General features: G+C 34.3%; 15 protein-coding genes. 7 read left to right on the top strand and 8 right to left on the bottom strand.

What is annotated here, in order from left to right; translation table 11 throughout:
- The first annotated feature begins 61 nt into the window (after nt 1–61).
- Together FUA26_RS06350 and FUA26_RS06345 are read left to right on the top strand one after the other, a co-directional pair.
- On the top strand, nt 62–823 hold the full coding sequence (locus FUA26_RS06350) for an MBL fold metallo-hydrolase (RefSeq protein ID WP_147133191.1): 762 nt from the start codon (nt 62–64) through the stop codon (nt 821–823).
- Between the two features lie 9 nt (nt 824–832).
- Nucleotides 833–1,333: a hydrolase gene (locus tag FUA26_RS06345; RefSeq protein WP_147133188.1), complete on the top strand. Its 501-nt coding sequence runs from the start codon at nt 833–835 to the stop codon at nt 1,331–1,333.
- On the opposite strand, the gene FUA26_RS06340 is transcribed toward FUA26_RS06345, so the two are convergent.
- Entirely contained in the window at nt 1,330–1,704 is a 375-nt protein-coding gene (locus tag FUA26_RS06340; protein WP_147133185.1) for a DNA topoisomerase IV, read from the bottom strand. The two genes, FUA26_RS06345 and FUA26_RS06340, sit on opposite strands and share 4 nt — an antisense overlap.
- 27 nt (nt 1,705–1,731) lie before the next feature.
- A complete protein-coding gene (locus FUA26_RS06335) occupies nt 1,732–2,145 on the bottom strand; it encodes a helix-turn-helix transcriptional regulator (protein WP_147133183.1) in 414 nt (137 codons plus the stop codon).
- A 281-nt stretch (nt 2,146–2,426) separates the two neighbouring features.
- Between FUA26_RS06335 and FUA26_RS06330 the strand changes: the two genes are divergently transcribed.
- A complete protein-coding gene (locus tag FUA26_RS06330; RefSeq protein ID WP_147133180.1) occupies nt 2,427–3,575 on the top strand; it encodes a M14 family zinc carboxypeptidase in 1,149 nt (382 codons plus the stop codon).
- A 70-nt stretch (nt 3,576–3,645) separates the two neighbouring features.
- On the top strand, nt 3,646–4,125 hold the full coding sequence (locus tag FUA26_RS06325) for an Lrp/AsnC family transcriptional regulator (protein ID WP_092850739.1): 480 nt from the start codon (nt 3,646–3,648) through the stop codon (nt 4,123–4,125).
- 69 nt (nt 4,126–4,194) lie between these two features.
- Here the strand turns inward: FUA26_RS06325 and FUA26_RS06320 are convergent, their stop codons facing one another.
- The gene (locus tag FUA26_RS06320; protein ID WP_147133177.1) at nt 4,195–4,602 is read right to left on the bottom strand and encodes a hypothetical protein; all 408 of its coding nucleotides are present in this window, start codon (nt 4,600–4,602) and stop codon (nt 4,195–4,197) included.
- Nucleotides 4,577–5,185 (bottom strand): exosortase/archaeosortase family protein, encoded by a 609-nt coding sequence (locus tag FUA26_RS06315; RefSeq protein WP_147133174.1) that lies wholly within the window; start codon nt 5,183–5,185, stop codon nt 4,577–4,579. Before FUA26_RS06315 ends, FUA26_RS06320 begins: the two co-directional genes overlap by 26 nt.
- A 225-nt stretch (nt 5,186–5,410) precedes the next feature.
- Here FUA26_RS06315 and FUA26_RS06310 point away from each other — a divergent pair, with 225 nt between their 5' ends.
- The 3 genes from FUA26_RS06310 to FUA26_RS06300 are packed head-to-tail and all read left to right on the top strand — an operon-like array spanning nt 5,411 to nt 9,556.
- Complete coding sequence (locus tag FUA26_RS06310; protein WP_147133171.1) at nt 5,411–6,862, top strand: MBOAT family O-acyltransferase; 1,452 nt, start codon at nt 5,411–5,413, stop codon at nt 6,860–6,862.
- 16 nt (nt 6,863–6,878) lie between these two features.
- Nucleotides 6,879–8,579 (top strand): carbamoyltransferase family protein, encoded by a 1,701-nt coding sequence (locus tag FUA26_RS06305; RefSeq protein WP_147133168.1) that lies wholly within the window; start codon nt 6,879–6,881, stop codon nt 8,577–8,579.
- Entirely contained in the window at nt 8,576–9,556 is a 981-nt protein-coding gene (locus tag FUA26_RS06300) for a hypothetical protein (RefSeq protein ID WP_246109091.1), read from the top strand. The genes FUA26_RS06305 and FUA26_RS06300 overlap by 4 nt, the downstream gene beginning before the upstream one ends.
- On the opposite strand, the gene FUA26_RS06295 is transcribed toward FUA26_RS06300, so the two are convergent.
- The 4 genes from FUA26_RS06295 to FUA26_RS06280 form a co-directional block, all read right to left on the bottom strand.
- On the bottom strand, nt 9,553–10,602 hold the full coding sequence (locus tag FUA26_RS06295) for a GNAT family N-acetyltransferase (protein WP_147133165.1): 1,050 nt from the start codon (nt 10,600–10,602) through the stop codon (nt 9,553–9,555). The two genes, FUA26_RS06300 and FUA26_RS06295, sit on opposite strands and share 4 nt — an antisense overlap.
- A complete protein-coding gene (locus FUA26_RS06290; RefSeq protein WP_147133162.1) occupies nt 10,583–12,358 on the bottom strand; it encodes a NeuD/PglB/VioB family sugar acetyltransferase in 1,776 nt (591 codons plus the stop codon). Before FUA26_RS06290 ends, FUA26_RS06295 begins: the two co-directional genes overlap by 20 nt.
- Complete coding sequence (locus FUA26_RS06285) at nt 12,355–12,951, bottom strand: sugar transferase (RefSeq protein ID WP_147133159.1); 597 nt, start codon at nt 12,949–12,951, stop codon at nt 12,355–12,357. The genes FUA26_RS06290 and FUA26_RS06285 overlap by 4 nt, the downstream gene beginning before the upstream one ends.
- Nucleotides 12,952–13,316: 365 nt before the next feature.
- On the bottom strand, nt 13,317–14,351 hold the full coding sequence (locus tag FUA26_RS06280; protein WP_147133156.1) for a hypothetical protein: 1,035 nt from the start codon (nt 14,349–14,351) through the stop codon (nt 13,317–13,319).
- Between the last annotated feature and the right edge of the window lie 175 nt (nt 14,352–14,526).

The following is a 14,526-nucleotide window of genomic DNA, read 5'->3' as shown; positions in this document are numbered from 1 at the left end:
GTTATTAAATAAGTGAAGCAAACAAAAAAATAACGCTATTTTTGTGCAAAACACATTGTAATTGAAAGTAACGTTTTTAGGTACAGGCACATCACAAGGTATTCCTATAATAGGAAGCACGCATCCGGTGTGTTTAAGTAACAACCCCAAAGATAAACGCTTGCGTGTTTCGGTATTAATATCATGGGATGCTTGTAATTATGTGGTAGATTGTGGCCCCGATTTTAGATATCAAATGCTGCGTAGCGGTTGTGAAAAAATAGATGCCCTGTTGTTTACGCATGAACATTCTGATCATGTTGCAGGGTTAGATGATATTAGGCCGTTTTATTTTAAGCAGGGCGATATCCCCATATATGCCCACAAACGTGTTATAAAAGCCTTAAAAAAACGCTTTGATTATGTGTTTGTTACAAAAAACAAATATCCTGGGGCACCTACGGTGGTTATAAACAAGATTAAAAATAAGCCCTTTACTATTAATAATCATACCATTGTGCCTATTAATGGTAAGCATGGTACTTTACAAGTATTTGGTTTTAGGTTTGGCAATTTTGCTTATTTAACAGATATGAAAACGGTTGCCCCCAAAGAAATTAAAAAACTTAAAGGCGTAAAGGTGTTAGTGGTTAATGCCTTGCGCGAACAACCGCACCAATCGCATTTTAATTTAGCTGAAGCTTTAGCATTTATTAAACAGGTAAATCCTGAAAAAGCCTATTTAACACACATAAGCCATATGTTAGGGTTTCATGACGCTGTTGAGAAAACTTTGCCCAATAATGTGTTTTTAGCTTATGATGAATTACAAATTACCATTTAAACGTATATTATGAAACAACGTATTTTTATGTATCTGTTTGTGTTTTCCGTATTACTCATATTATTTCAGTATGTGAACGCCAAACGTGTTTTTGAAAATTTAAACACTACTTTAGAAAAACGAGAGGCTGCATTGCTAACCTATAAAGATTCTGTAGCCAGTTTAGAAAACGCCTATTTAAACGCGGCGCATTTTAATTTGGCACATAATGAAGACGCTATAAGTTATTTTGAAGCCGATGGTTATAACATAGATAGCCTTATACCGCTTGTAAAAGATGAATTATATAAGCTAAATGAGGTAAAAGGCCAACATCCTATTGTGCCTTATGGTTCTAGTGAAGGCCGAAAAATGATGATTAACACCGTGAAAATGCTTAACCATAAATGGATTATTGCCGATTTTTCAGATGGCGAATTCTGGGGCGAAGTATTTTTAACCTACCAAATAAACAACAATCATACGGTTACGTTTACCTTGGTAGAATCGTTTTTGTATCCTTTTGATTAAGGTGTTGTAGCTTTATAAGCCACGCCTTTTTGTTTTTTAGTTTCGCCTACGTATGAATATTCAAAAGTGTACGAACTATCAGTTGTTGTTAGTATTTTTAAGTGCACATCTTTTTTTTCAGCCATACTTTTAGGGTTAATGGTTTTAAAAATAACTTCACAATCATTAATCCAACGCAGTTTGGTAGAATCTACATGGTTGTTATAGGTTTCAATTTGTAAGGTATCGGTTCTTGTAAAGGTAGATTTGTACAGCGTACCATCTATAGTAATTTCACTGTAAAACGTGCCTGTTTTGTAATCAGTACATTGTCTTTCTACCTGATAACAATTAAAAAGCAACACAAAAAGGCTCATATATATAAAACGCATACGTAATATTTAAAATGCAAACTTATACTAATTTTGAAAGTTTTTAAAACTTCCATCGGTATAAAAAATTACAATGCGTTCAATAGCTTTTGTATTGTCTGTATTATGGTGTAATGCCTCTTGTAAAGGTAACGGGGCTTTTGGTGTTGTGTCTTCGTTTTTTGGTGGCGGCATCTGTTGCGTATTAGTATCATTAAAATTTAATGTACTTTGTTGGCTAGGGAAGCTGCCTTTGCCATTTAACAACCAATACAAATCTACTTCAGGATAGGTGGTTAAAATTTTTAAAACAAAGTCTAAACTCGGTTTATTTCTTCCTGATAGTATGTGTGAAATACTGGAGCGCTGTACGCTAATTTTTTCAGCAAATGACGAGGCCGATTCTCCGTAATAATCAATCACTTTTTTTAATCTGTTAGCAAAATCTTTGTTGTTTATCATTGTAAACAATAGGGTTTAGGTATAACTGTTACAAATGTAAAAAATAATTAAATTAACATCTGTAAACTTATGTTAAATATGCATATTTGTTAAATTTAAAGTTTATATAAATATATTTAAGTATCTGAAAAACAATGCTTTTTAGTTTTTATCGAACTTACAGATGTTTTTTGTGAATTAGCAGTTACTAATCTGTATACATCTGTAATCAACTAAGTGTATTTTTGTTGTTTACATTTGTAAAATTGTAATTGTTTACATTTGTATCCAAACTCATATGTATGAAAACCGATAGCTTACAAACACTTTATAAAACCCATAAAGCAACCGCCTTATTTGGTCGGTATATAACCAATGATACTATACACCCTTTATTAAATGCTTTACCCAACATATGTACTGTGCATACTATTGGGCATTCTGTACGTGATAAGCCTATTTACGGGCTTACTATAGGTACTGGTAAAAAGCGTATTTTAATGTGGTCTCAAATGCACGGTAACGAGTCTACAACCACCAAAGCGTTATTCGACTTGTTAAATACCTTGTGTAATGCATCGGCTGCTAGTAATAGCCTATTAGAAGCTGTTACTTTAAACATCATTCCTATTTTAAACCCAGACGGTGCTGAGGCTTACACACGGGTTAATGCCAACCAAGTAGACTTAAACCGCGATGCTCAAAACCTTACACAACCCGAAAGTTTAGTGTTACGCCACGTTTTTAACAGCTTTAAACCTCATTTTTGCTATAATTTACATGGGCAACGCACTATTTTTAGTGCTGGTAAGGCACGCAAATCGGCTACCGTATCGTTTCTATCACCTGCTGAAGATGCCGCTTGTACCGTAACGGCTACCCGAAAAAAAGCTATGGAGGTTATTGCACAAATGAATACTATGTTACAAGATGTCATTCCTGGGCAAGTGGGCGTGTATGATGATGCTTTTAATTTGAATTGTGTAGGTGATACGTTTCAAAGTGAACATGCGCCTACTATATTGTTTGAAGCAGGCCATTTTGAAGGCGATTACGATAGGGAATATACACGAGAACTCATTTATAGGTCTTATATAACATCTTTAAACTATATAGCGGCGCATGATGTTACAGGCACGCATTATAAGCCGTATTACGATATTCCTGAAAATGAAAAGTTATTTTTTGATATCATTATACGCAATGTATCAGGTTATGCGGCTAATTTGGTGGATGTAGCCATACAATTTAAAGAAACTTTACAGGGTACTAGCTTAGTATTTGTACCTGTTGTTGAAAAAATTGGTGTGCTGCATGATTTTTATGGTCATAAAGAAATAGATGCACAAGGTGAAACCCTGTTAGATGAAACGCATAAAATGTTAGCTGAAGGTAACGAAAACGTTATCGTAATATTGAAAAATGAAAAAATCGTATTAAAAGCAAAATAAAACGTACTTTATATGCGTAATTATTAATAAAAATATGCTAATTTTGATTTTTATCTAAGAATACTTTATTATGGGGAAAATTAAATTAGACGAAATCGATCATCAAATTCTTGATATGTTAATTGATAACACAAGAATTCCGTTTACTGACATTGCAAAAAAACTTTTAATATCTGCTGGTACCGTGCACGTACGTGTTAAAAAAATGGAAGAAGCCGGCATTATTAAAGGGTCATCGTTAATGTTAGATTACAAAAAGCTTGGGTATTCATTTATAGCCTATGTAGGGGTGTATTTGAATAACACATCGCAAACCAAGTTTGTATTAGAGCGTATTAATGAAATTCCTTATGTAACCGTGGCGCATATAACCACTGGAAAGTTTAATATTTTCTGTAAAATTAGAGCCCGAAGTACAGAGCACGCTAAAGAGGTTATCTTTTTATTAGATGATATTGAGGGTGTTTACAGAACGGAAACAATGATTTCTTTAGAAGAAAGTATTAATGATAAAAAGCGTTTAATGCATTCTATTTTTAATGATTTGTAAGATGTAATCATTAATAATCTTAAATAAAACACCGTCCAAATACTTTTATAGGTATTCGGACGGTTTTTTTTATGCCTTACCTTTATTTAAACTTCTGTTAAGTAACCCCATAGCTAAATATAGCATGGGTGAAATAAGCATTTCTTGTATGCTTTGTGCTAATAGCTTTAAGCGTAATGTAGATTCGCTAATAAGCCAATCATAACCACCTATTATAAATATAGCGCCTAAACCACTTATGTGTATAATATGCCATAATGCCGCCATCCACTGGTCTTTAAGTTTACCTAAATGTATAGAACCTATAACATACACCACAATGGTTGTACCTAATTTAATAACATGTCTTAGTTTTCTGGGTATGGCACCTGCGTCTGGGTTTTCGGCAAAAAAGATGTAATAACTAGAGTATATTAAAATAATTAATATTAGGCCAATAATAAAACGGGGCTTATCCTGCTTGTACAGTTTTTTCAATGTGTTTTGTTTTTAATGTTATTTTTCTACTAAACACGTACCACATAATAAAGGTAGCTGTATATACTACGGTGTTAAATAGGTAATGGTGTGCAAAGTCAAAGTAAATTTCATAATATTCACGTAAGTAAATAAGGCCCGTACAGCGTAAAATATTGGTTAGGTCTAAAATAATAACCCCTATTACAATATATTTTAATTTTCTTAAAAATGATGCAGGCATACATACTATAAAACCTATGTATAACACAATAAGTTCTAAACCATTGCAAACATTAGCTATATACAATACAATACGGTCATGGTGGTAAATAGCCGATGATTCATTTAAGTTAACACCACCTTCAAAATAATGTTTGACTACTTCGCGTTTAGCAGTAAACCCTTCCATGTCTCCTAGTTGGTTTATTAACCAAGCAGAGGCATTCCCTACGTGTGTAGTAAGTGGGTGGTCAAGGTATTTAGAGTCGTATAAAAAAATATTATACACAACTTTCCATACAATAAAGAAGAGGAGGGCTTTACCAAGAAAGCGCTTTACCTCTGTAGGGATGCTTTTAAAAAATGATTTGGGGTTAATCATGGTATTATTCTTAAAATTTAAGGCTAAAATACAGTACTTGCTTTAATGCCATTACTTTTTTCGATGAAATTACTTTTTATTGTAATGAATGCCTTTTTTTGTCCCTTATTTTATGTGTTTTTATTCCTATGCATTTTGTGGGGTTTTGTTGGTATTTTGAAGAAAAGTTTTGATGTATCTATTTAAATCTGTGATATTTGATTGCAATAAACCAACCCTAATACCATGATATTTAATTCGGTAGAATTTTTTATATTCTTAGTTATAAGTTACTTGCTTTACTGGAAGGTGTTTCAAAAGCACTTAAAGGCTCAAAACCTGTTTTTACTTATTATTAGTTATATATTTTATGGCTGGTGGGATTATCGGTTTTTATCGCTTATTTTTTTAAGTACGGTGGTCGATTATTTTGTGGGGCAACAAATATATGCACAAACACAGCAACATAAGCGCAAGCAGTGGCTGTGGGTAAGTGTTGTTTTTAATATAGGCTTGTTAGGGTTTTTTAAGTATTTTAACTTTTTTGTAGATTCTTGGGTAGATATGGCAGCGCTTATGGGCTACCACATTAAAAGTACCTGGACGCTTCGTATTATCCTGCCCGTAGGTATTTCATTTTACACGTTCCAAACCATGTCTTATGCATTTGATATTTATTACAAACAATTAAAGCCTACAAAAAATTTTATAGCATTTGCGGCCTTTGTTAGCTTTTTTCCGCAATTGGTGGCGGGCCCTATTGAGCGTGCCTCTAATTTATTATCGCAAATAACCCATGCACGTAAGTTTAATTATAACCAAACGGTTGAAGGCTTAAAACTCATACTGTGGGGACTTTTTAAAAAAATAGTGATTGCCGATGCGTTGGCACCTATTGTTGATGACATTTTTGCCAATGCCAATACATATCCAGCAACCACACTTATATTAGGGGTTACATTATTTAGTTTTCAAATATATGGTGATTTTTCTGGGTATTCAGATATTGCCATTGGTACTGCTAAATTATTTGGTGTGGAGTTAATGACTAATTTTAAATTCCCATACCTATCTAGAAATATAGCTGAATTTTGGCAGCGTTGGCACATATCATTATCTGAGTGGTTTCGCTATTATATTTATATTCCTTTGGGGGGCTCAAAACAAGGACGCTTTAAAGCGCTTAGAAATGTTGCTATTGTTTTTTTAATTAGTGGTTTTTGGCATGGTGCTAATTGGACATTTATAGCGTGGGGTGCTTTTCATGCTTTAGCTTTTATACCCTTATTTGTTGTTGGCAACAATAAAAAGTATAAAGATACTATTGTTGCAGAAAACCGTGTATTACCAACGTTTTCTGAGCTTTTAAAAATGCTTTTTGTGTTTGCCTTAGTAACCTTTTCATGGATTTTTTTTAGAGCAGATACCATTACACATGCTATGGCCTATATTGGCGGTATATTTACACGAACAGATATTACAGCCTATGCACACCCTATGGGATATCGTATGATTGATTATTATGTGCTAATTATACTTTTTGTGGTGTATGAATTTATAATTAGGCAGTATCCACGCCATCCATTTCCTTTTAAACACAAAGCTGTAAGGTTTGCTATATATACACTACTACTATTTTTAATGTTGTTGTTTTATGATGACGGTATTGATAAATCGTTCATTTATTTTCAATTTTAATTAAAAGATAAGTATTATGGTTATACTAGGTTTAAACTATTATTTTCATGACTCAACCGCTTGTATTGTGGTTAATGGTAAGCTTATAGCAGCCATTGAAGAAGAACGCCTTAATAGAGATAAGCACACCCGTGTGTTTCCGCATAAAGCTATAGATAGATGTCTTAAAATAGCAGGCCTAACTTACAATGATATAAACCATATAGCCGTTTCCATAAAGCCAACACATAATCTTGGAAAAAAAATTGTACACTGTTTAAAAAACGTAAAGGGTTTAAAAACCTTTATTAACCATGAGTTTGTGCATGCTTACAATAAGCAAAAAAGTTTTTGGAACTGGTTTAAATACCATTGGGATACCAAAAAGCAGGGGCCTAAAGTACATTTTATACCGCACCATTACAGTCATGCTCCAGGATCATTTTTTGTATCCCCCTACAAGGAGGCAGCACTATTGGGTGTTGATGGCTCTGGTGAATGGGCTACTACTTGGTTAGGCTACGGAAAAGACGCGCATATTTCGTGTATTAGTGAAAGTTTTTTTCCACATTCCTTAGGGTCTTTTTATGAGGCTGTTACCCAGTTTTGTGGTTTTAGAACTAGTTATGATGAAGGTAAAACCATGGGGTTAGCACCTATGGGTGATCCTGATGTGTTTAAAGCTGAGGTTGAAAACATTATAACCGTTTCTAAAAACGGCCAATTAACGTTCGATTTAAGCTATTTTAATTATCAGCATTTTAGTTGGAAACGTTGTTCGCCTAAGTTTTTCGAAGTTTTTGGAACACCACGAAAGCATGGAGAACCTTTTCAAAAACATCATATGGATGTAGCGGCCGCTTTTCAGCGGGTTTTAGAAGATAAGGTCCTTGAAATTTGTGATATTTTATATGAAAAAACCAAAGCCAACTATTTAGTAATTTCTGGCGGTGTGTCTTTAAATAGTGTTATGAACGGACGTATTGTTAGAGATAGTAAATTTAAAGATGTTTATGTCATGCCCGCTGCTGGTGATAACGGAACAGCTATTGGGGCGGCTTATTATTTATATAATGGTATTTTAAAGCAACCTAGAACTTTTGTACACAATAATCCTTATGTGGCTACTACCTACAGTAATGAAGCTATTGAACAGGTGCTTAAAGGAGCTAAACTACATTATACAAAGCATGATGATGTTTGTGAAGCTGCGGCTACCTTATTAGAACAAGGACAAATTATAGGCTGGTTTCAAGGCACTATGGAAATAGGTCCAAGAGCTTTAGGGAGTAGAAGTATATTGGCAAACCCAGCATTTCCTGATATGAAAGATAAAATAAATGCTGAAGTAAAATTTAGAGAAGCCTACAGGCCTTTTGCGCCCTCTGCCATTGTAGAGGCTAAAAATGATTTTTTTGATTTAACTGTTGAAGCACCTTTTATGCTAAAAGTATGTCATGTTTTAAAAGAAAAACAAGCGGTTATACCTGCTGTAACACACGTTGATGGTAGTGCAAGGTTGCAAACCGTTAAAAAAGAATTACACCCCAAATACTATAATCTTATTAAAAAATTGGGCGATAAAACGGGGGTTCCCGTAGTTTTAAATACAAGTTTTAATATTCAGGGTGAGCCTGTTGTAGAGTCTCCGCAAGATGCTGTTAGGTGCTTTTTTTCAACGGGTCTTGACAGTCTTGTTATTGGTGATTTTATTATTTCAAAACAACAAACCGCATGAAAAAATTAATAGTACGTTTATGCATTTACGGTTTACTGATGCTTTTAAGTTTAGAGTTGTTGGTACGCGCTTTTCATTTAACAAAAGATTATCCTGTGCGTATTGTAGATGCTCAGGAGGTAGAAAAATGGCAACCACATCAAACAGGGTATTCTGTAACAGGGAATAGACGCCAAAATTTTTCAGAATTTCATATTAATAGTGCAGGCTTTAATTCTTCCAGAGACTATAAGCCTTCCAAAACACACTTTGAGATAGCCTTGGTGGGCGATTCTTTTATAGAAGGTTTTCATCAGCCGTATTATAATTCCATAGGAAAAAAAATAGAAGCGCACTTTAACAACATTCCCGTGTATGAATATGGGTATGCTGGTTACGATTTTGCTGATGAGGTGCATTTAGTAGATGCATATAAAGACACCTTTGAAGCTATAGATTGTGTGATATTAAATCTAACATTTAAAGATGATTTAGAGCGTGATACCTACTCCGTATTAACAGATCGTATGCGTTTTGAAACACCATTTTACCGTCGCTTGCGTCAGTTTAAACTGCTTAACTATGCTAAAAACATAGGGGCTTTAAATCCTATTAAAGCGCTACCAGGTAAGTTAATTAATACGGTTAAGGGGCGTTTTAAATCAGATAAACAAGCGCCTCAAAAAGCGGTTTCATCTGTAGATAGTTTGGCTATCTATCAAAAACGTCTTGATAATTTTATAGCCTTAACCACTACCTATAATTATAATAAAGCTAAAAATATATTATTGTTAGATGCATCTAAAACACCCGATGTGTTTTTAAACTACTTACATACCCATAATTATAAGTATATAGATTATTCTCAACTATTGGCGCAGTCTAAAACCAAAACCAATTTAGTGTATGATATGCATTGGAATGATCATGGCAGAACACTTGTAGCCAAAGCTATTGCTGATTATTTAAAAACGCATGGTATTGTAAAAACACCTTAATCGGCTTCATGCTTACGGTATAACGGAAAGTAAGTATCATCATTAGTCTCTTGTATATTGTTTTGAGTAACTAACGCATTGTAAACCTCTGTATTTACAATGTATTTCCATACCTTAAAGGCTTTAAAATCTTTAGAAAACGAGGCTTTAAAGTTAAACAACGCATCATCACTACTGCCACCTAAACCACCGCCTAAATTAAAATGGGTACATTGGGCTTCTGTAGCTTTAATGCGCATGGTGTCTATTAATAATCTAATAGGCGATAGGTGTAAATATGCTGCATTAGTGCCCGAGAGGTGGTATTGTACTATGGTGTTGGTTTGTATCATTAAAGCAGCTGCCGCTACAGTATTGGTAGTATTATCAATAGCCATTAGTAACTGGGTATCAAAATCAGTACTCTCTAGTAATTTTTGAAAATAGGCCTCTGAAAAATAGTAGGCTTTTGTAGCTTGCACCCTGTCCATGTTTTCATAGTATAGTGCCATAAAGGCAGCAATATCTGCGGCTGTTTTTCCTGTTTTTACATGAAATTGTTTATAACACTTATTTAAATACCGCTTGGTGGTTTTTGAAAATAAGGTGCGTTGCGTATCTACGGGTAAGGTAATATCAATGTTTACTACATTGCCAATGTGTGTTGTGGTACCCATACCATCTAACATAGCTGTTTGTGCTACAAATGGGTGTAAACGCGAAAAAACCGATACAATATGTTTTTTTTCAAAAAACGCTTGGAGTAATTGTTTAAAGTCTTTTAAGGTATCAGGTTGTAAATTACCACTTGCTAACGGACCTACATAGCCATATACTGAAGTTGCATCAAAATACGGGGTACCTTCAATGGGCCTCAGTAACAAGGGGAGGGCTATGGTACTGGTATTTGTGGTATATACTAGTAATACCGCTTGATGCGCTTCATGTTTGGTGGCATGGTGGTAATTGTAGGTGTGGTACACATCATATGTTTGTATGTTTTTTAGTATCCTATCCCACGCATTTTTTTCAGTAATGATATCTAATTTAGTGTGTTGGGGTAACATGTTGTTGGTTGTAATAAGGAAAATAGGTGTTGGTATCTGTTATAAAGGTTGCTGCATCTGCAGTATTTACACCCATAGTGCTTAACAAGCGCTTGTATATGGTTTTGTTTATAATTTTTCTTCCTGTGTAAAAGGTGACATCCTCATCTTTAGGAAAAAAGGCCTTTTTATAATTATATAAGCCATCGCCATCTTTTCTACCACCACCTAAAATGTAATAGTAAATATCGTGTTTTATAGCCCATTTAATGGTTTCAATTTTTAAGAAATCATTAGGGCGGTGGGCAAAATAGTCGGCCAAAGTACCACCTAAATAGGAGTAAAGTGCTTTATTGTTTATAATACAAAGCTCTACCGAAATAGGTGTGTTTTCGTGGTATACAATAACCAATACTATATGGTTTTTGTTTTGCTGTATTAAATTTTCAAAATAGCTTTTTGGGTAAAAATAGTTATCCGTTGCATTATTTCGCACCATGGTGCTAATATAAATTGCATAAAAGCTACTAATATGGTCGTCCGTTATATTTTTATAGTAAAATTGTACCTGTAAGCCGCTTTGTTGGGCTTTGCGGTAGTTGTTACGTACTTTTTGTTTAAAATTATCCCAAATACTTTCAAAGCCTATAGATAAATTACCTTTTACATTGTTTAATGAAGGTATGGCTTGCCCAGAATAACACTTGTAATTACCATTAAGGTTAAAACGCATAAACTCTGTAACTACATTGTTGGTTTTGTACCAAGCATCTACCGCATCCCAAAATGCCGGTAGTTTATCTTTATTAGCTGTGTGATACATAGGGCCGCTATAGCCATATGGTGCTGTAACGTCATAATACACGGTAGTATCATCGGGTATGTTACGTTTTATAGCATTCCTATGTATAGGCATTAAAATTACGGGTGTATCGTTGTCCTTAAGTACAAAATAGCTAATGTTTTTATCAGGTAGGGTGTTGCAATAGGCTAAGGTGTAAAATACTTGGTCGTTGTCAATGGCTTGTAAAGTGTTGTTGTAGGTTTCAATATCTGCCGCGTTTGTAATGGTATGAAACTCTAAGGTATTAGTGTTTTTAGTAGTTACTAGCCCTAAATACCTGTCTTCTTTTTTGCGTTCTTTAACCACTTTTGCAGGTATACCATAGGCCACTTTATTGCTTCCAATGTTTTTGTTAACCAAGGCCGCAGCCCCTATAACGGTATGTTTGCCAATATGTACATTTTCAATAACCGTGGCATTAATAGATATAGATGAGCATTTGCCAATATGCACATTACCGCCTAAGGTAGCCCCAGGGGCAATACTGTTATAGCATTTTATGTTACAATCATGCCCAACAGAACTTTTGGTGTTTATAATACAATGTGTGCCTATTTTGGCATCGGCATTAATAATAGCACCTGCCATGACACAAGAGCCCGCATCTATTTGTACATTTTTACCTATAATAGCTTGCGGATGAATGGCATTAATAAACTTAAAATTAGTATGCTGGTCGTTTATAGTTTTAGCCAATTTCATGCGGGTATAATTATCACCAATAGCAATAATACCACCGTATAAGTTGTGGGTTTCTATAAGATTAGGTATGGCGTGCTCCGTACCTAATATTTTGTAATTAAATAAGGTTTCTGAAGTGCTTTTATAACTATCAACCAACCCCACAATATGATACATAGCGGTGCGTTCTATAATGTCAATAATTACTTTAGCATGGCCTGAAGCGCCTATAATGAGGATGTTTTTTTTCATTTGGTTCCTGTAAATTCAGGCATATTAACATTGGCATTACTATTAACGCCTTGCGGTTTAATTAGCCTTAAAAAGGTTAATAACATAATTTTTACATCTAAAGCAAATGATTGGTTATGTACATAATACACATCATATTCAAATTTTTTTTCCCAAGAAATGGCATTGCGTCCTTTTACTTGTGCCCATCCTGTAATACCGGGTTTTACATGATGACGTTGTTTTTGAAAATCGTTATAGCGTGTAATGTAAGATACCATTAAAGGTCTAGGCCCTACAATACTCATGTCGCCTTTTAATACATTAATTAATTGCGGAATTTCATCTAACGAGTAGGTTCTTAAAAAATTACCTGTTTTAGTCACTCTATTAAGGCCATTAGAATCTTCATTAGCCTTTAAATCGCGCATGGTTTTAAATTTAATAATTTTGAATATGCGTTCATGTTTTCCAGGGCGCTCTTGAAAAAAGAAAATACTGCCATTATTTGATATAGCCAATATGATAGCCACCGTTATAAAAATTGGGGATAATAGCACTAAGGCTGTAAAAGCAATTAAAAAATCAATGATTGGTTTGATATACGAATACATACAGGTGTTTTACTTGGGGTTATTTTACTACAAAAATAATACTAAAAGCGAAAGCACGTTTAAATTTAGCTTAAATGTCTTTAAAACTCGATATTCCGTGTGTGGTGGTTGTTAGCAGTTAGAAAGTTAATTATGGTTACGCCTTTAACTTTTAAACTTTTAAACCTTGTTTGAAGACTGTTGATAGTTGATAGTTGATAGTTGTTAGTTGTTGGCTGTTAGCTGTTAGAGAGTTAGTTATCGTTAGTACTTTTAAACGTTATAAACTTTTAAACGTTTCAACTATATTTAGTTAGAAAGTAAGTTATCGTTGTATCTTTAAACCTTTTAACGTCATAACCTTATTACGTTTCAACTTTAAAATATTACAAAACGGCATTATTCAGTATGTTGGCTAGGTGTGCTATATGTGCTTCGTTATACCTAAAGTCTATATGCAAATTCAAATAATAGCCATAGTTTTCAGGATTATCGGGCCATAGTAAAGAGGGGTACACCTTATTAGCAATCAAATAATTTTTAAAGCGGGTTAAGTGGTCATACGTTTCAAAGTGATATATCCATCCAAAATTTGTGCCTTCAGCGGCACACCATTGGGGGTGCATTTCAGGTTTTACAAGTGTTTTTAAAAGGGTTTCATGCTGTTTTTTGTAGTAAAGGGGATCAAAATTTAGCCATTGCGCTATTATAGATTCATGTTCAGGAGGTAAAGCTTCAATAGCGTGATGATTATGCATAGCAAGTTCAGCTGTGTTAATTAACTCTAAAAACACCTCTTTTTTAGCGCTACTGTGTTTTGCTTTTAAAAAATCGGCTTTTTGGGTCATGGCTTTGGCTGTGGTGTCCCATATCGTTTTAAATGTGTCGGCCTCTGTATTGTAGGTAATTTTAGGTAAAGTGTGTGTATTTGACCATGCCATACCGCCAAGAGGTATGGGTAATGATTTCCTTAAAGACGCAAAACAATAGTCGGCAGCACTGTTTAGGCAAGCGTTGCTTAACCAACCATGAGAATGATCTTCTATAGTAATTAAGGTTTTACCTAAGGTGTTTATACTGCAATTGGCTGTACCCCAAAAGTTGTTAATTAATACAATGTCATGGTCTTTTGCCTCAGGGATATTTATAACGCCTTTCGGTTGGTTGTTAGGGTCTACAGGGTATGTTTTTATGGTGTTGTAACATGTTTTTAACCAATGGCTTACATGCTGGCAGTAATATTCAGGAATCCAAATACGGTTTACTGTATGCATGCTCATAATACCATCTATTAAATATTTAACAGCATGCCGCCCGTTATAAAATAGCGCCTGATTTTTAAATGCGATGTCATGGGTTTTATACGCTGCATTTTCAGGTTGTTGAAAAAAGGAACCAAACTCTAAAGTCTTTGTATTCATAAGGCATACATTGTTACAAGGAAACAGGTGTGTTAAAAAAGGCTAATATTCTATAAAATTATGAAATTACAAAACCCTAAGGGGAGAATTTGTTGTTAGTTGTTAGCAGTTAGAAAGTAAGTTATCGTTATATCTTTTAAACCTTTCAACGTTATAAACTTTTAAACTATTGGTT

The sequence above is a fragment of the Seonamhaeicola algicola genome (genome assembly GCF_007997385.1).
Lineage (GTDB): Bacteria > Bacteroidota > Bacteroidia > Flavobacteriales > Flavobacteriaceae > Seonamhaeicola > Seonamhaeicola algicola.
The sequence above is the reverse complement of the archived record's forward strand: the minus strand, read 5'-3'. Positions and strand labels throughout refer to the sequence as shown.

Coding starts and splice junctions, on each gene's coding strand:
- FUA26_RS06290 (WP_147133162.1), bottom strand. CDS start 12,358: ATGAAAAAAAACATCCTCATTATAGGCGCTTCAGGCCATGCTAAAGTA.
- FUA26_RS06300 (WP_246109091.1), top strand. CDS start 8,576: ATGAAAAAATTAATAGTACGTTTATGCATTTACGGTTTACTGATGCTT.
- FUA26_RS06330 (WP_147133180.1), top strand. CDS start 2,427: ATGAAAACCGATAGCTTACAAACACTTTATAAAACCCATAAAGCAACC.
- FUA26_RS06335 (WP_147133183.1), bottom strand. CDS start 2,145: ATGATAAACAACAAAGATTTTGCTAACAGATTAAAAAAAGTGATTGAT.
- FUA26_RS06345 (WP_147133188.1), top strand. CDS start 833: ATGAAACAACGTATTTTTATGTATCTGTTTGTGTTTTCCGTATTACTC.
- FUA26_RS06310 (WP_147133171.1), top strand. CDS start 5,411: ATGATATTTAATTCGGTAGAATTTTTTATATTCTTAGTTATAAGTTAC.
- FUA26_RS06325 (WP_092850739.1), top strand. CDS start 3,646: ATGGGGAAAATTAAATTAGACGAAATCGATCATCAAATTCTTGATATG.
- FUA26_RS06285 (WP_147133159.1), bottom strand. CDS start 12,951: ATGTATTCGTATATCAAACCAATCATTGATTTTTTAATTGCTTTTACA.
- FUA26_RS06340 (WP_147133185.1), bottom strand. CDS start 1,704: ATGCGTTTTATATATATGAGCCTTTTTGTGTTGCTTTTTAATTGTTAT.
- FUA26_RS06315 (WP_147133174.1), bottom strand. CDS start 5,185: ATGATTAACCCCAAATCATTTTTTAAAAGCATCCCTACAGAGGTAAAG.
- FUA26_RS06295 (WP_147133165.1), bottom strand. CDS start 10,602: ATGTTACCCCAACACACTAAATTAGATATCATTACTGAAAAAAATGCG.
- FUA26_RS06305 (WP_147133168.1), top strand. CDS start 6,879: ATGGTTATACTAGGTTTAAACTATTATTTTCATGACTCAACCGCTTGT.
- FUA26_RS06280 (WP_147133156.1), bottom strand. CDS start 14,351: ATGAATACAAAGACTTTAGAGTTTGGTTCCTTTTTTCAACAACCTGAA.